The 19,846-nt window shown below is 47.9% G+C and carries 21 protein-coding genes; 9 read left to right on the top strand and 12 right to left on the bottom strand.

What is annotated here, in order from left to right:
- Positions 1 to 9: 9 nt before the first annotated feature.
- Positions 10 to 1,365, top strand: coding sequence for a dipeptidase (locus MHB49_RS27840; RefSeq protein ID WP_405153782.1), 1,356 nt, complete (start codon positions 10 to 12; stop codon positions 1,363 to 1,365).
- Between the two features lie 633 nt (positions 1,366 to 1,998).
- Here the strand turns inward: MHB49_RS27840 and MHB49_RS27845 are convergent.
- Positions 1,999 to 2,370: a hypothetical protein gene (locus MHB49_RS27845; RefSeq protein ID WP_247899148.1), complete on the bottom strand. Its 372-nt coding sequence runs from the start codon at positions 2,368 to 2,370 to the stop codon at positions 1,999 to 2,001.
- Between the two features lie 201 nt (positions 2,371 to 2,571).
- Here MHB49_RS27845 and MHB49_RS27850 point away from each other — a divergent pair, with 201 nt between their 5' ends.
- Positions 2,572 to 2,769, top strand: coding sequence for a hypothetical protein (locus tag MHB49_RS27850; protein ID WP_405153783.1), 198 nt, complete (start codon positions 2,572 to 2,574; stop codon positions 2,767 to 2,769).
- 82 nt (positions 2,770 to 2,851) lie between these two features.
- On the opposite strand, the gene MHB49_RS27855 is transcribed toward MHB49_RS27850, so the two are convergent.
- The 6 genes from MHB49_RS27855 to MHB49_RS27880 form a co-directional block, all read right to left on the bottom strand.
- Entirely contained in the window at positions 2,852 to 3,070 is a 219-nt protein-coding gene (locus MHB49_RS27855) for a hypothetical protein (protein ID WP_405153784.1), read from the bottom strand.
- Positions 3,071 to 3,119: 49 nt separating this feature from the next.
- A complete protein-coding gene (locus MHB49_RS27860; protein ID WP_405153785.1) occupies positions 3,120 to 4,295 on the bottom strand; it encodes a Ger(x)C family spore germination protein in 1,176 nt (391 codons plus the stop codon).
- Positions 4,296 to 4,313: 18 nt separating this feature from the next.
- Positions 4,314 to 5,429 (bottom strand): endospore germination permease, encoded by a 1,116-nt coding sequence (locus MHB49_RS27865; RefSeq protein WP_405153786.1) that lies wholly within the window; start codon positions 5,427 to 5,429, stop codon positions 4,314 to 4,316.
- Between the two features lie 40 nt (positions 5,430 to 5,469).
- Positions 5,470 to 6,876 (bottom strand): spore germination protein, encoded by a 1,407-nt coding sequence (locus tag MHB49_RS27870; RefSeq protein ID WP_405153787.1) that lies wholly within the window; start codon positions 6,874 to 6,876, stop codon positions 5,470 to 5,472.
- Between the two features lie 142 nt (positions 6,877 to 7,018).
- Positions 7,019 to 7,294 carry a hypothetical protein gene (locus MHB49_RS27875; RefSeq protein WP_405153788.1) on the bottom strand — a complete coding sequence of 92 codons (276 nt, stop codon included), beginning with the start codon at positions 7,292 to 7,294 and terminating at the stop codon, positions 7,019 to 7,021.
- 29 nt (positions 7,295 to 7,323) lie between these two features.
- The gene (locus tag MHB49_RS27880; RefSeq protein ID WP_405153789.1) at positions 7,324 to 7,476 is read right to left on the bottom strand and encodes a hypothetical protein; all 153 of its coding nucleotides are present in this window, start codon (positions 7,474 to 7,476) and stop codon (positions 7,324 to 7,326) included.
- 137 nt (positions 7,477 to 7,613) lie between these two features.
- Between MHB49_RS27880 and MHB49_RS27885 the strand changes: the two genes are divergently transcribed.
- The 3 genes from MHB49_RS27885 (at position 7,614) to MHB49_RS27895 (ending at position 10,929) form a co-directional block, all read left to right on the top strand.
- A complete protein-coding gene (locus MHB49_RS27885) occupies positions 7,614 to 8,342 on the top strand; it encodes a glycosyltransferase family 2 protein (RefSeq protein WP_405153790.1) in 729 nt (242 codons plus the stop codon).
- A gap of 134 nt (positions 8,343 to 8,476) precedes the next feature.
- Positions 8,477 to 8,830 (top strand): hypothetical protein, encoded by a 354-nt coding sequence (locus MHB49_RS27890; protein ID WP_405153791.1) that lies wholly within the window; start codon positions 8,477 to 8,479, stop codon positions 8,828 to 8,830.
- 416 nt (positions 8,831 to 9,246) lie between these two features.
- Complete coding sequence (locus MHB49_RS27895) at positions 9,247 to 10,929, top strand: hypothetical protein (RefSeq protein ID WP_405153792.1); 1,683 nt, start codon at positions 9,247 to 9,249, stop codon at positions 10,927 to 10,929.
- A 98-nt stretch (positions 10,930 to 11,027) separates the two neighbouring features.
- Here the strand turns inward: MHB49_RS27895 and MHB49_RS27900 are convergent, their stop codons facing one another.
- Positions 11,028 to 12,557: a glycosyltransferase gene (locus MHB49_RS27900; RefSeq protein ID WP_405153793.1), complete on the bottom strand. Its 1,530-nt coding sequence runs from the start codon at positions 12,555 to 12,557 to the stop codon at positions 11,028 to 11,030.
- A gap of 95 nt (positions 12,558 to 12,652) precedes the next feature.
- On the opposite strand from MHB49_RS27900, the gene MHB49_RS27905 reads away from it, so the two are divergent.
- The 3 genes from MHB49_RS27905 to MHB49_RS27915 are packed head-to-tail and all read left to right on the top strand — an operon-like array spanning position 12,653 to position 15,432.
- On the top strand, positions 12,653 to 13,627 hold the full coding sequence (locus MHB49_RS27905; RefSeq protein ID WP_405153794.1) for a glycosyltransferase family 2 protein: 975 nt from the start codon (positions 12,653 to 12,655) through the stop codon (positions 13,625 to 13,627).
- A 36-nt stretch (positions 13,628 to 13,663) separates the two neighbouring features.
- A complete protein-coding gene (locus tag MHB49_RS27910) occupies positions 13,664 to 14,800 on the top strand; it encodes a DegT/DnrJ/EryC1/StrS family aminotransferase (RefSeq protein ID WP_405153795.1) in 1,137 nt (378 codons plus the stop codon).
- A complete protein-coding gene (locus MHB49_RS27915) occupies positions 14,800 to 15,432 on the top strand; it encodes an acetyltransferase (protein WP_405153796.1) in 633 nt (210 codons plus the stop codon). Before MHB49_RS27910 ends, MHB49_RS27915 begins: the two co-directional genes overlap by 1 nt.
- Before the next feature lie 135 nt (positions 15,433 to 15,567).
- On the opposite strand, the gene nagA is transcribed toward MHB49_RS27915, so the two are convergent.
- From nagA to MHB49_RS27930, 3 genes are read right to left on the bottom strand one after another with little or no spacing between them, the layout of a single operon-like run.
- Entirely contained in the window at positions 15,568 to 16,800 is a 1,233-nt protein-coding gene (gene nagA / locus MHB49_RS27920; RefSeq protein ID WP_405153797.1) for an N-acetylglucosamine-6-phosphate deacetylase, read from the bottom strand.
- A complete protein-coding gene (gene nagB, locus MHB49_RS27925) occupies positions 16,797 to 17,525 on the bottom strand; it encodes a glucosamine-6-phosphate deaminase (RefSeq protein WP_110001420.1) in 729 nt (242 codons plus the stop codon). Before nagB ends, nagA begins: the two co-directional genes overlap by 4 nt.
- A gap of 5 nt (positions 17,526 to 17,530) precedes the next feature.
- Positions 17,531 to 18,394, bottom strand: a complete 864-nt coding sequence (locus MHB49_RS27930; protein ID WP_247899154.1) for a MurR/RpiR family transcriptional regulator — start codon at positions 18,392 to 18,394, stop codon at positions 17,531 to 17,533.
- Positions 18,395 to 18,638: 244 nt separating this feature from the next.
- Between MHB49_RS27930 and MHB49_RS27935 the strand changes: the two genes are divergently transcribed.
- Complete coding sequence (locus MHB49_RS27935; protein WP_405153798.1) at positions 18,639 to 18,992, top strand: hypothetical protein; 354 nt, start codon at positions 18,639 to 18,641, stop codon at positions 18,990 to 18,992.
- Positions 18,993 to 19,493: 501 nt separating this feature from the next.
- Here the strand turns inward: MHB49_RS27935 and MHB49_RS27940 are convergent.
- Positions 19,494 to 19,718 (bottom strand): helix-turn-helix transcriptional regulator, encoded by a 225-nt coding sequence (locus MHB49_RS27940; protein WP_017692532.1) that lies wholly within the window; start codon positions 19,716 to 19,718, stop codon positions 19,494 to 19,496.
- Positions 19,719 to 19,846 lie beyond the last annotated feature (128 nt).

Below are 19,846 nucleotides of genomic sequence, written 5' to 3' on the forward strand. Positions count from 1 at the left end.
GGCCTTTTAATGAAGGAACAGACTTATTTTCAAGAAAATAGAGAAAAACACCTGGCAGAATTGAATGAATGGTTATCCATTCCAAGTATTTCAGCCATTTCAGCGCATAAAGAGGATATTAACCGTGCCGCACAATGGGCTGCAGATGCACTCACTCGTGCAGGTATGGAAAATGTAGAGATTATTCCAACAGCGGGACATCCGATTGTCTATGCAGATCACCTGCATGCGCCCGGCAAACCAACCGCACTGATCTATGGACACTATGATGTACAGCCTGTCGATCCGCTTAACCTGTGGGAAACACCTCCATTCGAACCTACTGTTCGGGACGGCAAATTGTTTGCACGTGGTGCTACGGATGACAAAGGTCAAATCTTCTTACATATTAAGGCGGTTGAAGCTCTGCTTGCCGAAAACAAGGAACTTCCCGTAAATGTGAAATTCTGCATCGAAGGTGAAGAGGAAATCTCCAGCCCGAACCTGCCGATCTACCTGAACGACAATACAGACAAGCTGCGTGCAGACATGGTACTCATCTCGGATACGTCCCTGCTTGAAAAAGGAAAACCGGCGATCTCCACAGGTCTGCGTGGTCTTTGCTCACTTGAAGTTGATCTGAATACAGCCAACACGGACCTGCACTCCGGTTCATTTGGAGGCGGTGTACCGAACGCACTGCACGCATTGGTATCCCTGCTCGCTTCGCTTCATGATGAGCAAGGCCGCGTGAGCGTCGACGGTTTCTATGATGGCGTTCTGCCGCTTTCTCCTGAGATGAGAGAAGAGTTCGTTAAGCAGGGCTTCAATGAAGAACAGCTTCGTCAAGACCTCGGGCTGGAGCAATTGTACGGGGAAGAAGGTTACTCGTTCGTGGAACGTGTAGGCGCACGTCCAACGCTGGAGCTGAATGGCGTATGGGGTGGATTCCAAGGTGAAGGCACCAAAACCGTTATTCCAAAGGAAGCTCATGCCAAAATTACATGCCGCCTCGTTGCGGACCAAGATCCTCAGCATGTATTGGACCGTATCGAAGCACATCTTCGCGCTCACGTTCAACCAGGCGCAACGCTGCATATAAAACAGATTGAGAAAGCCTTCGCTTTCAATACAGATCCTTCCAATCCATTCCTGCAAAAGGCAGCCGATGCTTATGAGCAAGTGTACGGCGTTCGTGCCCTGTTTACAAAAGACGGCGGCTCCATTCCGATCGTGGAGAAACTTTCACGTGTGCTTGGTATCCCGGCTGTTATGATGGGCTTCGGTTTGCCAGACGAGAATCTGCATGCACCGAATGAGCATTTCAACCTGGAGAACTTTGATAAAGGGTTGTTGACGATTGTTCAGTTTTTGAAGAGTTTGTAAAGTATAGTTCATTTCAAAAATAAGTGCTGGTCAGCGTGCAAGTGGCCGTTCCGGATACGAATCGTTCTTTCGATCGCTGTTATCCCCGGATTTCTTTGAATACCTTTTCCAAAGGTGAAATCCGGGGATAGCATATGCTTCCGAAGTAGCTTTCTTGCAGAAAGCTTTTAGGCGAACGCTCCGCTTCTCCAGAATCGATTTCGTCTCCTGCACTATGTTGCAGCTTTTCCATGAACTTATTTTAAGACTGAGCTTACTTTACAAATGATGGGTAGTAGTTATAGATATACAAAAGGGGTGTGCCGCCATAAATATGGACGGCACACCCCTTTTGTGATTGTTAGATCTGGATACATTCGCAACGGCTCGTTATTTACCTTTTAACAAACCTAGCACGTGCTATTCGAGGTAATTCCGCAGTTTCGGCGAATTAACGAATCGTAGACGCTTTATTCCCTTGTTTTGCATGTCATTCATCAGGTTTTTACTGAATTAACGTGGCTGACGTTCGTTAGCCATTCCGATCCAGACTAATCCTCACAATAAGGTGTGACTGATTCGTTAGCGTTGTGTCCAGTAGAAGCAAACCAAATTCCGGAGACATCCTCCAGATTTTACTCTTGAATCCTCCACTTATGATCGGAAGGTTGTGAAATTTAACATATGCACAAGCTGCATCATGTGCGTGATTTCCTGCTGGACTTTGGAAGTATCCGTGCCAGCCATCGCCTGATTAGCCCGCAGCGTTCTGCGGGTGTTCAGCATGCCGTCGATTAATTTCATCACTGTGTTGCGTCCACGATGATCCACAATCATATACTTTTTGCGCGCATCCAGCTCTACCCACACGATATTGCTGAATGAGGTGAACAGGTGTCTGCGATAATGCTCCATATCGGTCTCATTGTAGTGCTCGCCATAAAAGGCATAATATCCGTGTACGTGCAGCTTCTCCGCCAGCTCTGTGATGAACGGGTCGAATTCGAGCATAGCGTTACGTTCCATGTTTCACGCCTCCGTAATGCGTGATCCGCAGATCCCGGCTTTTTTGAGATCTATTTTATCACATTACAGAGTTTCACGTATAAATACAGCGATTATAGTTTGAAATATTGTATTTTAAATGGAGTAACAGGAAGTCTAAATGCGTTAATAACTCAATTCAGTGCATGAATATAATCTACATGGTCCATGAGGCTATTCAACTTGCTAAGTATGGGTGTCCCTAAACAAAAGCTCCTGCGTGGCAGTCTGAACAGTGAAATCTCGTCCTACGTAAACGATAAGCTTGGCCTGGCCAAACGTTATGGTCTTAAGGATGTGCCTTTCTGGAGATTAGGGATTTTCCGCTTGTATGATGCCGAGATGGAAGAAGCCATTAATACTTCCGTCAACAAGGAATAGATTGGTTCGTTTCTCTCGCATTCAACATGTCAGAACAACGAAGAACCACATTCCCCCGCAACGGAGTGTGGTTCTTCTTATGTTATTTCATCATCTGATCCACACGTCCAAACAGAAACTTAACCACATCGCTTGGTCCTGGCAAGTTCGAATCGAAAAGCAGCACAATGCCAATTAACGCACTCACAGAAGTGAATCCTGCTGAAAGCCACTTGGCTCTCTTCTCCTTACTGTATTTCCATTCCACATAGACGATTGTTACAGCGAGCAACAGTATGCCCAGAACGGACGCCAGTTTCATAAAATGTCTCCTTCCGTTGGCGTATTTACGTGCCTGAAAATTTGACCGTTCAATTCTCCTCCTCATCCGGGATGCCCTGCGGTCCCGTAGATTTGCCGGTACGTACCACCTTGGCCTTCACCTTTATCTTCACGTCTAGTTCCGAATAGATCGTTTCCCAGTTTTTCTCTTGTTCTTTCCACTGCTTCGGGTAATATCTGCGAAATTCCACTGCAAATTTGTACAAATCGGTATGCATCTCCTGTTGGGACATGCGCAAAGCATTTTCAGCCATTTCGGAGAGTTTTTTGCACCATGCCTGTTCCAGTTTTTTCAGCACCGCAGGGTCGGTAAGGTTCTCATCTGTCGTGTTTAACACCACTTCACCCCGGGTCTGAATGTCAACTGCCATGCTCCAGCGTCCGCCCGAAATTTTCGGCTTATATTTCGTTTGAATGTCAAGAGGACGTATCGAAAAAGAACCCTTGGACTGCTCAAAATCTACAGGCATGATGATGTTGTTCAATTCTTTGGCGAGCAATAGTACACCAACCGTTAACGGTTCAGTAACGGTTCTGATGTAACGATCATTTTTGTAGAGACTAAGTCCCTTGATATAAGGCGTCGTTGTCAATTTATCCTGATTTTCTTCCGGTGGCAGAATCAACATGCGCGACAAGATGACGGAAGCACTGGGCCCTTCGATAGATTTGGCCAACTCAAGCAACGTTGTACGTGTACCCAGTTTCATATTGGCCATTTCACGCAGAGATTCGGCTGAACTCCTCTCTAGCGGATCAAGCAAGGCAAGGATATCTTTCGCAGCTTCTGTGGTGGAAAATACATAGGCATGTTCCCTGATCTGCGGATAACGGAGGAAAAAATCAATATATTCACGTATCCCGTGTTTGCCCGCAGCTTCACTAAGCACAATGACTTCACAATGTCCCCAGAACATATTTCGGGCAACTTTACGCTGCAGCCGGTTAAGCGATTCTGCAATGGTACGCCCTTCTGCTGTGCGAATTAATGTGACACCGCTCGGACTGCCGCCTCCACTTGTACTGTCTCCTCCACCGCCTTTGCGAGGAATGAAGATTTGTGCGGTCAATTCAACTTTATCATCTTTATAATCCACGCCTGTTGCCAAAACGATGGCCAGATCATTAATCTCGGTACGGTCCCAGCACCCGTTTAACAGGACACAGCAGAGTGCAGTGACCAAGATTCGCTGCCAGATTTGCATCAGCCTGCCACCATCCGATCAGGTATTCGTCCTTTTCTTCCGAACATGTGACCATCCCTTCTTGAGCCATGCAATCCCATAGGTAAGGGCCGGAAGCATTAACAGTATATTGAGGGTATAGAGGTTGGCTGAAGCTGTGATTAAACTGGATATACCCGACCCGCCTGTTGCTACCCAGTAAGCAAATATCAAAGACATGAATGCCAGCGGTCCAACGAGAGGTTTATAATCTTTCATACCGCACCATTCCGCAGTCGAAGTCGCGAAGATGTACAGAAACACGGAGATTTTGACAAAGATACCGAATATCCATATCGCAATAATGATCGATTCAATATGTTGTAGAAAATCCGCAATCGTGATGTACCTTGCGGCTATCATCACCGGAAATACAAAAGTATCTGTCAGATCCCCAATCAGGAACAGACAAAATACATTCGTGACCGTCATGGCCATCGTTGTCAGAAGCAGTGAGCCGAGCATAACACGAGCTGTCCGCTTTTGCTGATTCACATAGGGCAGCAGAAAGGCCAGCACGATGTACTCACTGAACCATGCAGCGGGAGCCAAGCCTCCTTGAATAACGGGCAGCGGTCCGTTTTCCATAAACGGAAACAGTTCGGCGGGATTTAACTCTCCAATCAGCAATATAAAAATGAGTGCTAGAAGTACAATCAGCAACGTCACAAAGACCTGGGCGGTTCGTCCGACCACTTCGATGCCCAGTCTGACATTAATGGCACACACAATAACCATGGTACCCATGATAACAAACATCGGAGTGCGCGGAAGAGCATTATTGGATATGAACTCGCCATATTCTCGGATAATTAAACCAGTGATATGAGGCAAGTAGAAGAGATAGACCAGCCCCAATACCTTTCCCGGGATTCTCCCGGCAATCAGTACGCTGGATTGAATAAGCGTTTTTCCCGGATACATCCGATGCAGTCCAAACGATATGCCTATTGCAGCAATTCCAAAGATCGATCCTAGTATCGGAGTCATCCACATATCATGACCTGCATAATGCATCGTAATTCCGGGTACCGACAAAATCGATGTTGCCAGAATGGCCGGGAAAATCATGTAAGCCAATTGTGTCAAAGATATTTTTCCTTGATCGGTTAACATGATAATCCTGCCTCCTTCATCGCTTGAGATTGAACATAAATTAACGCGGCTTGTTCCATGGCGATGGACGCCACCACACATCTTTGACTTCATTCGCTATCGTGGGTGCAAGCGGTGACAGATAAGGTGTGCCGAATGAGCGAAGACTGCTCAGATGGATGACAATTAGAATGACTCCCAGCATAACACCTGTCAGTCCGAGCGTACCGGCGAGGATCATGATTGGGAAGCGAAGCAAACGCGTTGCGATGCTGGCAGCATAACGCGGGATCATGAAGGATGCGATTCCGGTAATGGCAACGATGATAATCATCGGAGCTGATACAATGCCGGCTGTCGTCGCCGCTTGGCCGATAATCAGGGCACCGACGATACTTACAGCAGAACCAACCTGCTTCGGCAACCGTACGCCTGCTTCACGCAAAGCTTCAAAAGCAATCTCCATAATGAACGCCTCCACCAAAGCAGGGAAAGGAATTTCCTCTCTGGCCTTGGCGATACTGAGCAGCAGCACCGTCGGAATCATCTCCTGATGATAAGTCGTAATAGCTACGTAAGCTGAAGGAAGCAGCATGGACAGGGCGTAGAACAGATAGCGCAACCAGCGCAAGAAGACGCTCATAAACACATATTGATAATAATCCTCCGGAGACTGCAGCATGGAAAATAGGGTTACGGGAGCAATCAGCGTAAAGGGGGTCCCATCAACCAATATGGCAAAACGACCTTCAAGCAGGTTCGAAGCGACTACGTCCGGACGCTCTGTGGCTATCATCTGCGGGAATGGTGACAATCGCTGATCCACAATATCTTCTTCGATATATTGACTCTCCAATATGTCCCGGACCCTTAGCTTATCAAGCCGTTTTTGGACCTCTTCCACCAGCTTTGGATCAATAATGCCTTCCATATAAGCAAGAGTGATACTCGTATTCGATCGTTCCCCAACCGTGCGGGTAAGAAGTTTCAACGCAGGTGTTTTGATGCGTTTGCGGAGCAGAGACAAATTCGTGGGCAGAGATTCTGTAAACCCATCACGTGCACCGCGGACGGCTGATTCAGCGAGCGGCTCTTCCGTAGAGCGATTGGCTGCTTTATAGAGCGGATAGGTTACGCCAACAGTTGAACCTTCCAGTAGCAGCAGCGCCTCCCCTTCCAAGATGGCTTGGACAGCCTGAGAGGGGGTTTCAACCGTTTTGACTGATGCCATCGGAACCTGGGCTGCCTCGATTCCGACTTCCTGCAAAGGCGTCAGCACTTGACGTTCCAGCCGCTCCGTGTCGCATAAACCCACACAGTACACGCAAAGTGCCGAGATCGAGCACGCGGTGTCAAACGGATGAAATACGATATCTGCGCAATCGGCAAACACGGAGCGCAATGTCTCCTCATCCATCACAAGACGACCGCTCAAAGGCAATTCCTGCTGTTTGGTTGTAGCGTCCATCGTATCTGCCTCCCTGGTCTGCTCTCGTCTCGTCCATTTATTCTCAGTAAAAGATATCATTTGCTTCCGCTCCGTGAAATATACGGCAGACATCACGAAAAGAGCCGCTCTATAAGCGACTCCGATCCAATTAATATGCTGGCTATCCTTTTGCCGATAATTTGTTCGGAGAAGACGGCGAATTATAGTACCCGTGAACAAGCGTGACCAGAACCGGAAGCGGATACTTATCCAGACATAAATAACACGAGCGGTGTAAAAGTGTGGAGATAGCCGGCCCGAGAATAGGCAGTACAATCTGATTGAACGTCAGGAATTCTCCCGCACTGTCTATACCTGCTGATTCGATAATCTTGTCAGGGATATTGCTCTCCATGAATTGTTTGATGAAAAATACGTTAAAGGCATTCGACGGCAAAAATAAGGATGTACTCCTGCATCCTCCACTTATGAGCGGAAGGTTGTGAAATTTGACATATGCACAAGCTGCATCATATGTGTGATTTCCTGCTGAACTTCGGAGGTGTCCGTACCTGCCATCGCCATATTGGCCCGCAGCGTTCTACGGGTGGTGTTCAGCATGCCGTCGATCAATTTCATGACCGTGTTGCGTCCACGATAAAGGCTTCCATCCGATCAAAGAAAGGAACCCCGTGCATTATGCTGAACGATGCACTCCCAATCGACATATAGTGTTCCAGCACATCCTGTTTTTTCGAATGGAAGGGAGAATACCAATGATAGTACACATCTACTGCATATGCTGGAATGAAGAAAAGATGCTACCGTTCTTTTTTCGCCACTATGATGACATCGCAGATCAATATTTCATCTTCGACAATGGTTCCACCGATCAATCCCTCTCTCTGTTGAAGTCCCATCCCAAGGTGAATCTCAAACGTTTTGATATTCAGGACAACTCGCTTATACGATCCGCACAAAATCTGTTCAACCAATTTTGGAAAGCAAGCAGAAATAAGGCGGACTGGATTATTGTCTGTGATATTGATGAACATCTCTATCACCCGAATCTCAGACAATACCTCCAGCAATGTACCTCGCAAGGCATTACTCTGGTTGTTCCCCAAGGATATCAAATGGTATCTGATTCCTTTCCTGGAGACGGTGAAACTTTATGCCGATCCGTACGAACAGGAGTAAGGAGTACTCTGTTTGACAAGCCCCAAATCTTTAACCCGAATGCTGTCCAAGAGATGAACTTCGGGCCCGGGCGACATCAAGCTGTGCCTGCCGGAGAAATCGTCCGCCCTCACTCGAGTGAAGCGCTGCTTTTGCACTATAAGTATCTGGGCCTGGAATACTTGAGCTCACGCTACTCCACTCTGAAGCAGGGACTTCGTGAAGATGACACCGCCAATCGCTGGGGTTTTCATTACTTATGGGATGAAGCGGAAAAACGCCGTCAATTCGAAGTCCTGAAGAACCAATCCGTAATTGTACTGTAACTTAAGTAACTTAATGGGTAGAAAAACTGTCGTCACCTCAATAAACAGAATAGGATACAAAATATTCCAATAACCCTCTCTTATTCTTCCTAGTAAACCCTGTTCAAATCAAATATGAAGGAGGTTGATACTCCATGGCTATTCTATCGTCAGGACCCATTGAAAATAATCTTGTTGCAGGCACAAGGCCGGTGCAGCAAATCACTGTCATTTTAACCAACAGAGATGAAGCAAACTCCGCAACAGTTCTGATTCAGGGCTACTCTTTGACCGGTGTACGCGTGTTATTTGTGCTTGAAGAATTTTCGCTGGCACCCAATGCGGTTGTTACCAAAAATTATGCTGTAAATATTGATGAGTACGAATTTGTATTTACGACAAGCGGGCCTGCCGAAGGTCTTGTCGAAATTTCAATATGGGGCCAGGACGATATGGGTAATCTTGTCAATACACAGCGTATTGTCGCGGATGAGCAGTTGGATAATTGAGAAAAAATCAGCAAATAAACAGAGGCAAACTTATAAACGCAACATATCATTGAATCATAGCTTATAGAGAACTTGTTCTTTGTAGAACGATGTTCACAAACTTTTTATAAGGAGGTGTTTATGTATGGCGGTTCTTTCAACTGGTCCCATTGCCAATGCTCCAGTTAACGGAGTGAGACCCACGCAGACTGTCACCGTTCTTATCGATAATCGTAATCAGGTAGATTCCGCCCAAGTGTTGATCCAAGGTTATTTTCTGACAGGCACCAGAACACTGTATGTACTTGAATCCAGAAATATTGCTCCTAACACAGATTTGACTCTCTCTTACTTCGCCAATCTTGATGCATTCGAGTTTGTGTTCACAGTGACTGGTCCGGTAGAGAATGACATCCAAATCTCCGTTTGGGGCAAAAATGCAAGCGGACAATTGGTGCCAGCCCACCGACTCGTGTCCGACGAGCTCCTGGGTTCCAGTGTTGGACCTCAGGGTGATCAAGGGCCTCAGGGTACTCAAGGACCACTGGGTAACCAAGGACCTCAAGGTACTCAGGGACCTCAAGGTACTCAAGGGCCTCAAGGTACTCAGGGACCTCAAGGTACTCAAGGGCCTCAAGGTACTCAGGGACCTCAAGGTACTCAGGGACCTCAAGGTACTCAGGGACCTCAAGGTACTCAGGGACCTCAAGGTACTCAGGGACCTCAAGGTACTCAGGGACCTCAAGGTACTCAAGGGCCTCAAGGTACTCAGGGACCTCAAGGTACTCAAGGGCCTCAGGGTGACCAAGGGCCTCAGGGTGACCAAGGGCCTCAAGGCGACCAAGGACCTCAGGGCGATCAAGGACCTCAGGGCGATCAAGGACCTCAAGGCGATCAAGGGCCTCAAGGCGATCAAGGACCTCAGGGCGATCAAGGACCTCAGGGTGACCAAGGACCTCAGGGCGATCAAGGACCTCAGGGTGACCAAGGACCTCAGGGCGATCAAGGACCTCAGGGTGACCAAGGACCTCAGGGTGACCAAGGACCTCAGGGCGATCAAGGACCTCAGGGCGACCAAGGACCTCAGGGCGATCAAGGACCTCAGGGTGACCAAGGACCTCAGGGTGACCAAGGACCTCAGGGTGACCAAGGACCTCAGGGCGATCAAGGACCTCAGGGCGACCAAGGACCTCAGGGCGATCAAGGACCTCAGGGTGACCAAGGACCTCAGGGTAACCAAGGACCTCAGGGCGATCAAGGACCTCAAGGTAACCAAGGACCTCAGGGCGATCAAGGACCTCAGGGTGACCAAGGACCTCAGGGCGATCAAGGACCTCAGGGTGACCAAGGACCTCAGGGCGATCAAGGACCTCAAGGTAACCAAGGACCTCAGGGCGACCAAGGACCTCAGGGTGACCAAGGACCTCAGGGTGACCAAGGACCTCAGGGCGATCAAGGACCTCAAGGTAACCAAGGACCTCAGGGTGACCAAGGACCTCAGGGTGACCAAGGACCTCAGGGCGATCAAGGACCTCAGGGTGACCAAGGACCTCAGGGCGATCAAGGACCTCAGGGTGACCAAGGACCTCAGGGCGATCAAGGGCCTCAGGGCGATCAAGGACCTCAAGGTAACCAAGGACCTCAGGGCGATCAAGGACCTCAGGGTGACCAAGGACCTCAGGGCGATCAAGGACCTCAGGGCGACCAAGGACCTCAGGGTGACCAAGGACCTCAGGGTGACCAAGGACCTCAGGGCGATCAAGGACCTCAAGGTAACCAAGGACCTCAGGGCGATCAAGGACCTCAGGGTGACCAAGGACCTCAGGGCGATCAAGGGCCTCAGGGCGATCAAGGACCTCAAGGTAACCAAGGACCTCAGGGCGATCAAGGACCTCAGGGTGACCAAGGACCTCAGGGCGATCAAGGACCTCAGGGCGACCAAGGGCCTCAAGGCGATCAGGGACCTCAGGGCGATCAAGGGCCTCAAGGCGATCAGGGACCTCAGGGCGACCAAGGACCTCAGGGTGACCAAGGACCTCAGGGCGATCAAGGGCCTCAGGGCGACCAGGGACCTGCCTAACTCCCAATATAAAATAACTTCAAATGTTGTTGATTTTTGAATACTAGAACACAACAATCTCCCGAAAAGGGTGCATGACCGTGGTGCTTCTTGCGAGCATGCCAGGTCATGTGCCCTTTTCTCTAGTTCTTGGTAGGTTTAGGGCATAACAACGACTTTTTCCTTGCATGTGGCGATGATTTTGGCATATTGGATGCAGATGTCCAACGAATCTTGTTGTTCCATCGGCCACCAGCGAATGGCTCCCGATGGAGCCATGGAAGCATGCTGTTCCAGTTCCTCGGGTATTCGGCCGACAACAATGATTTCCATATCCTTGAACCCACTGTCAAGTCCCCTCTGTAATGTGCCGTATAACTGGGTGTAGTCTGGCTCTGTCCAAGAATAGGGGAGCGGGAAAATAACGGAGACCTTCGCAGCATCCTCCAGAAGGATATTTCCCGACTTTCTGGCGGGATCCTGGGGAGAGGTCTGCCAGATTCGGCTGTATGGAAGTAGTTCCGGCAGATCCAGGTCTGTTAATCTCAATCCGATCCTTTGCCGGTAACTTCGGTTCAATTCCCTGACCAGTACCTGAATCTGCTTGTTTCGGGTAAACGTTGTATTGTTCCCGTTCTCATTACGGTATTGGATGTACAGTAAATCCGGGATGTAGAGGTAACGGGTGCACAGAAATGTACGCACAAGCAGATCATAGTCATCCGATACGAGAAGTTCGCTCCGATGGCCTCCGACCAGATGATAACAATCCCGTGTCCATGCACGCGGATGATTCGGCAGACCGACCAAATGACGAATGGTATTGCCGTTAATGGTCGTATGCTTTTGTACATTTTGCCATCTACCCATCTCATGTAGCCATACCCGATAATAAACGCTGTACCCGTACCCACAATCCCACCCATACCAATGGGCCTTATTGCTTCCTGCATACACCTCGGAACAATCACCATAGGCGAAGCCGCATTCCGGGTGTTGTTGAAAAGCTCTTACAATTTTCTCAAGACAATCCGGCAGCAATTCATCATCGTGATCCACCTCTACCAAAATTTCGCCTGTACACAATCCTGCAGCATATCTCTTGACCGAGCCAATATATCCGTAACTTGCATCCTGCCGATATCTCCGGACACGTTCATCCTCCAGTGGCAGAAGATACCGGCTATAATTGTCTTCCTGATCATTTGAATCATCTACTATGACCCATTCCCAATTGCTATAGGTCTGCTTCAACAATGATTGGTAAGGCCGCTGAATTTTATCACCGGATCGGTAGCTTGCCGTGAATACGGAAATCAACGGAGTATCGGAAGAGAATTGGGACGGAGGAACGATTTTATTCTCGGGAAGCGGATCCGTAGCTTTGAGCCAACAAAACATCAATTGAGTGGCGCTGACTTCATCAGCCGAGCCGTAATGAAGCCAGCGCCTCTTCTCATGAGGTGGCAGCGAGAAGAGACCAGGAAATTGTCCCCAGCTATTGCCAAGTGATACGTACACCCTTGGTTTCTGGAACAGCTTCCCGTCGGGAGACTGGTCTGCCTGATAGAGCTTCACTTTGATGTGGGCAGCTTCAAGTTCTGCCGTCAGCTTGCTGATTTCCTCTTTCGGCATCTCATCCGATACAAACAGATGTACCATCAGCATCGGTATCTCGTTTACCAACATGTTCGTCCTCCTTTACAAATTCATTGCAAAAATGACAAGATCGCGCGCAATATATCCCGGACCTGCATCATTTATCTTCCACGTAATATACATGTATGTGTAGTGCCGGTGAATCATTCGCTGCTGGAGAAACCGTCACAACAGCCAAGGAAACCTGCCTTCCCATTCAGGACCTAACCAACCGCCAGAAAGGTGGAATCAATATGAATTCCCCGCTCGTAAGCATCCTCATCCCGGCTTACAATCGCCCAGACATGCTGCGGATTGCACTTGAAAGCGTACTGGAACAAACATACTCCAATCTAGAGATCATCATATGCGATGACAGCACGAACCATGAAGTCCAGAAGATGCTGATGCCTTATCTGCATGAAGATGTCCGGATTAAATACTTCAAAAACGATAAAAACCTCTATTTGGGTAACTGGCACAAATGTTTTAATCTGGCTTCAGGCTTATTTATCAACTATCTGATGGATGACGATGTATTCCACAAGGAAAAGATCGAAAGAATGCTTTATTATTATCAAAATTTTGAGAATATTTCTCTTGTCACTTCCTACAGGAACATCATAAATGAACAAGGTGAGATTCTTCCACCGATTTATGCATCGCGAAAATTATATGAAGAGACCCGAATCCTGGACGGTTACGATCTGGCTAACCATATGCTGAGCCGCTGCCTGAACGTGATTGGTGAACCCACCACCGTCCTGTTCCGCAAAAAGGATCTGATTCACCCATTCGGAACATTTAATGGAAGGCAGTACAGCCTGCTGAACGACGTTGCCTCTTGGCTTAACCTGCTCTCCAAAGGCAAAGCAGTGTATGTTGCCGATAGTCTAAGCAGTCTTCGCAAACATCAAAATCAAAATAACCAGGAGCTGACTCGGACATCCATGACGGAATGGCTCGATATCGTGATCTCATCCCGTGATCAGGGATATCTGCATTCGGACGACTTGTTCCGAAGCGCTCTTCATGCGTATCGACTGAGCATTCAGGGGCGTCCGCAAATCCATACTGATTTGGAACGAATCCAGGCCCTCTTGTCATCGTTAAATGAATAAAATTGTATTTCTGCCGCCCAGGAAAGGAGATGAAACATGTATGATATCCCTTTTTTAAGACCCAAGCTCGTAAAAAAAGAAACTTTCCTTCCCTATGTTGACTCCATAGAAGCAACCCGTCTATATTCCAATTACGGGCCCCTGAACCAACAGTTCGAGCAACGGGTCATCCAAGAGAACTTTAGCGGTAAAGGATCCGCGGTAACGGTGCATAACGCTACCGTTGGCCTGATGCTGGCGATCGCTCAGAGCAAGCGTCCCGGAGGGAAGTATGCGCTGATGCCAAGTTTTACTTTTGCTGCTACGCCGCTAGCTGCGCAGTGGTGCGGACTGGAGCCCTACTTCCTTGATATTGAACCCGATACATGGGAGTTAAATCGTGATCAGCTGGAGCATGCCGTCAGGCATCTCGGAGACCAGATTGCCGTATGTGTACCCTATGCCACCTTTGGCAACGCCATGGACTTGTCTCCGTATCATGATTTGGTTCAGCATGGCATTCCGGTTGTTATCGATGCGGCTGCCAGCTTCGGCACGACGGAGACACAGACAGGAGAGCAATTCGGCACCGGATTCCCGGGAGCCGTCGTTTTCAGTTTTCATGCGACAAAATCCTTTGCTGTGGGTGAAGGAGGACTCGTGTACAGTGCAGATCATGATCTGATCCAGCGGATTCGCCAGGCCGGCAATTTCGGTTTCTCCCGAAGCCGGGAATCTGTCTTTACGGGATTGAACAGCAAAATATCCGAATACACCGCTGCAATTGCCCTGGCCACACTGGATCACTTTGGGACAGTTCAGCACAACCGCAAGTCCATCCATGAGCTTTATCTTCACGAGTTTCATCTAGCAGGCTTGCTGGAACATGGATGGTCCCTGCAAACGCTGCGGGGATCGGTTGTCCACCAGTTCATATCTGTTCTCAGTCCCGCCTCTCTGGAAAACCGGAAGGTGGTTCATGGCCTTGATCAAAAATCCATTGAAGCCAGAACGTACTTTTCGCCAGCATGTCACCAGCAAAAGCAGTTCAAATCGTGCCCCCATGCCAGTCTCCAAATGACTGAATATATGGCAAAGCATATTGTCAGCCTGCCTTTATGGGAGGAAATGGACAGAGATCATATACGCAAAGTTGTTGGTGCGCTCACAACCTTAGAAAGGGTTCAAAGCTGATGCGGAAGCTAATTGTTTGGGGGGCAGGAGGACATGCACGGGAAATTGTTTGGTTATGTGAAGAATTAAACATTAAAGTCGTTGGGCTTCTGGACGAGCGTCCACATATGAAAGGACTAACCGTGGAGGGTCTCCCCATTCTCGGGACATTAGCTGATATTGAACTGCTGAGGGATGAAGTGGGGATTGTATGCGCAGGGGTTGGAGATCCGGCGTTGAAGCGGCGCTTTGCCCTTACAACCGCAAGTTCAGGATTTCGATTTGCCCCTCCATTGATCCACCCTAATGTCCGTTGGTCGCGGAGAAATGTGATTGGAGCAGGCAGCATGATCTTTGAAGGTGCCGTTATATCAGAACAGATCCGTATCGGACAGCATGTGATCTTGAATCGAAGCGTGAGTGTCAGCCATGATTCAGTTATCGGCGACTATGTTACGTTGGGTCCCGGGGTTTGCCTTGCAGGAAACGTGGCTATCGAAGCCGGAGCATATATTGGTATCGGAGCATCAGTCAGGGAAAAAATAAAGGTTGGAAGCTGGTCCGTCGTAGGTGGCGGTGCCTTTGTGAAGGACGATATTCCTGAATATTGCATGGCCGCAGGAGTTCCTGCTGTTGTGAAAAAAAATCTATGATCTTAAATTGAGCGTTAATATCGAATGATGCAAAATGCTGAAATAAATAAACAAGCGTTGTACAGCAGAAAAAATTCTGCAGTGCAACGCTTGTTTAGTGTAATCCAGGATTCAGTTGATCGGCATCCTATTGCCTCACGATTGAGTAATCGACGAATGCTGCAGCCTTTTCCCCTTCACCCACACTTCCTCAATTTCCAACTCACCATTCAGCAAAACTACATCTGCCTGTTTTCCTTTAGCAAAGGAACCCGTACGATGATCAATGCCGAGCAGACGTGCCGGCGTCAGGCTGGCTGCACGTGAAGCCGCATTTAGACTTAAGCCCACTTCCTGTACCAGATAGCGAAAACCGCGAATCATTGTGAGTGTGCTTCCCGCTAGTGCGCCTCCGTCTTTCAAACGGGCTACACCTTCCTTAACAATCACAGGCAGGTCGCCAATTTTGTATTCACCATCATCCAGCCCTGCAGCAGACATCGCGTCCGTGATTAATACGATTTGATCGGTAGATTGCTTCAATTGTGCGATGAGCGAGATCGCCGCTGGATGCACATGGATACCGTCTGCAATGACCTCTGCACTGATGCGGGAATCACTGAGCACTGCTCCGGCAGCTCCGGGATTCCGGTGATGCAGCGGTGTCATCGCATTAAAGGTATGCACTGCATGATGCAAGCCAGCTTCAACCGCGAGCTGTACCTCTTCATAAGTCGCATCCGTATGTCCTAATGCTGCTGTAATTCGCTGCTCGCGCAGCCATGAAATGACTTCGAGCGCTCCCTCACGTTCAGGTGCTAGGGTAACTTGACGAATCAGGCCCGGATATTGTTTTTCCCAAGCTTCGAGCCAGGAGACATTAGGCAATACAATATGTTCCGGATTTTGTGCGCCAGGCCATTTGGGACTGAAAAAAGGGCCCTCCAGATGTACACCTTCCAGCTGTGCATAAGGCATGTCACCAGAACGATAGCTGTCCACTTCAGACAATACCCGATCGAGACTGTCTTTGGGCGCTGTCATGGACGTCGCGAGCATTGCAGTAGTCCCCTGTGTGCTGTGGAATGAAGTGATTTTATCCAACACTTCCTTGCTTGCATCCATGAAATCTTCTCCATTACCACCATGTACGTGGATATCGATAAACCCAGGGACAATGACACCATGCTTGGATACAGGCACAGATATGGCTTCACGGCGAATATGTTCAGAGAGTCCCTCAGGCTCACCAGCATAAAGGATTTTCCCCTCCGTCCAGACAAGCACACCATCCTCCATTACACCATCGGGCAGTACGATTTTACCTCGAAGAAGCGAAATGGTTTTTTCACTCTCTTGCTCTTGAATTTCCATATGCCCTACATTCATTTCACCAACCTCCCGGCAGCACGGTCCAGCAATACGACTACATTTGGATGACATTGCAGCAGCGAAGCGGGACATTGTGTTGTAATCGGACCCATAAAGGCTTCACGAATAATTTCGGCTTTCTCCTCACCACGAGCGATCAGCAGGATTTGTTTGGCTTTAAGAATGGTACCTACACCCATCGTGATGGCCTGAGTGGGAACTTCATCAATATGATTAAAAAAGCGGGCGTTTGCTTTTCTTGTCTCTTCTTTGAGATCTACCACATGTGTTCGTCCTGTAAGCTCGGTTCCCGGTTCATTGAAGCCAATGTGACCATTATGTCCAATACCCAACAGCTGCAGATCTACAGGCCCGCGATCATCAATTCGCTGTTCATAGGAAACACATTCTTGTCCCAAATCCGAAGCCTGCCCATCCGGCACTTGGGTTCTGGCGAGATCGATATCAATATGGGAAAACAGTTGTTCATTCATAAAGCTGCGGTAGCTTTCGCGATGCTCTACAGGTAGACCCACATATTCATCCAGATTGAAGGAAGATGCCTGCGCGAAGCTGACCAGACCTTTCTGATACAAAGCAATAAGCTGTTTATAGATGCCCACAGGAGAACTGCCAGTCGCGAGTCCCAATACAGCCCGGGGTTTCGTCTGCAGCAAACTGGCAATCACCCCTGCACCCGTTGCGTTCAAATCTTCTTCATTTTCAAAAATACGTATATTCATCTTTGTCAGGCACCTCCGTTATGTTGAACTCGATAAGACTGTACATTGTGATACGATTGTTCCAATTTGGGGATAAAACGGTCAAAGTCGGCACTCACCATGCCCGTGAACAGAATATCGACGACATGCAGCAGAGCTATCCGTGAAGCCATATCCCCCCGCCTCATACCTTCTTCCAGTGAAGATGTAAAAAGCGGAATATCCGACACCGCAGCAAGTTTGTTATTGCCATAGGATGTCAGTGAAATCGTAGAAGCTCCGGCCTGTTTGGCACAATGCAAAGCATCGATCGTCTCCGGCGTTTCACCCGAATAGGATACCGCCATCGCCACATCTCCTTCGCTCAGTGAAGAGGCTGACGTAATTTGCATATGTGAATCCGAGAAAGCGGTACAGCTTTTGCCAATCCGTACAAGTTTCTGATAGAAATCCTGCGTAACGATGGAAGAGGTGGCAACACCGTAGAGATCAATACGGCGGGCATGACATAGTAACTGAACCGCATGCTCCAGCCTTCCCAGATCCAGCAAACGTGTTGTATCCGCAATGGATGCGAGATGATTGGCTTCGATGGCTTCCACAATTTTGGATAAAGGATTGCCCGCCACGATATCCTGATATGCTGTTTCATTGGTGGAATGAGACAGTTCTGCGGCCAGCTTCATTTTGAAATCGGGAAATCCTTTGAAATGAAATGATTTGCAAAAGCGGGTTACCGTAGCCGCACTTGTTCCGCTTTGCTGCGCAAGATGGTTAATGGTCCAGCCCGGAATATCGGATGGGGACTGTAAAATCACTTCTGCAATTCGCCGTTCCTGAGACGGAAGTTCATTCAGTTCTTGCTGCAACGCATGTAGTATCGCCGCCATGAGTACTCCTTTTTTTGAAAATTATTTTTATGAACAAACAATAAATAAAGAAAATTATTTTTATACCTTCATTTTAATCAATACGTTGTGGCAAATCAAGAGGATATTAACTAGGTATTTGCGGTATGTATGATGAAAATTTTGAAAAGGTATCTTCTTGATTAAGAATTGGGATTCCGCTTATATTGGAGATAAACCTTGAAGCGAATGTGCACATTTCATTTCTAAGGAAGGAGTACACTCGATGAATCAACGACAACGTCAAAAAATGATTCCTTCCACCTGGATTATTGCCATAAAACAGACCGAAGCTCGTAAATACTATGTCCTCTATGCCATCGACTGGAAGCGCGGAGCACGATTGAGCTGGGAAGGTTGGAATAGCCTCGCAGACTTGCTGCAGTTTCATATTCCAATCAAACGAAAAGCTGGCGGTACGAAATCCGCTTCCCAACCTGCCGCCAAGATTGCGAAAAAGGCTCTCCCTCTTCACCTGGATGAAACACAGTATAGGGAATTGGAGCAGCTCTTCTATCAACCTTTTTCGAAGAAACAATGGAGAGCTTTTATTAAGGAGCATGCAAATAACCATATGTAGGTGAACCCTTATGCCATATACGACGAAGATTTCTATCACGCTCTGCCCGTAGCAACCTGTACCCTTGGAATTTCTGCGGGCTGAGCCTTTTCCCAAGGGAGCGTGATAATCCATGAAATCTCAGCAAAGAAATCAGGCCTATTACAGGCATCACAGAAGGCGTGTCATTCAACGTAAAACACAGCTTGCTATTCGGTACGGTTGGTCCTACAAGTTTGAAGGGATTTTTGCCAAAGGAAAGATACATTGTTCCTGCTGGTGGTGCTGCGAAAAGACAAAGCGGATCGGCTATCCAAAATCTGAGCTAATCAGAATAGCGAACTGCGATGAGCAGTTTCTGAATTTAGATTTCTAGACTATTTAAAACAAGCGATTTCTTCACTTTGAGGATTCGCTTGTTTTCGCTTTCAAACATTAAACAAAAAAGTCTTTCCCCATTCTTCATCATGAAGAATAGAAAAAGACTTTCGTGCTGCTTCAATCAACTGTGCAGTATCGCAACTAAATCTTCAGTTCTCCGAGCTTAATCAGCTCTACAACTGCTTGCGAACGACCCTTAACATTGAGTTTCTGCATCACATTCGAAATATGGTTACGCACCGTTTTCTCGCTGATGAATAACTGCCCTGCGATGTCACGCGTCGTTTTGTCCTGAACCAGTAATTCGAATACTTCGCGTTCACGGTGGGTCAACAGAAATTTGCTTTTATGATCGATACCCTTCAATGTTCACCCCTCCTTGCTCGGGTTGTGTTGGTGTAACAAGGTTAAGGGGATACAGTCAACTCATCTTATGTAAGGTCAAGGGCGTTGGTTCAGTTTTATCAAAAAAATGGGCAGCAAATTGCAATTTG

This window comes from Paenibacillus sp. FSL K6-0108, from assembly GCF_045040695.1.
GTDB classification, from domain to species: Bacteria; Bacillota; Bacilli; order Paenibacillales; family Paenibacillaceae; genus Paenibacillus; species Paenibacillus pabuli_B.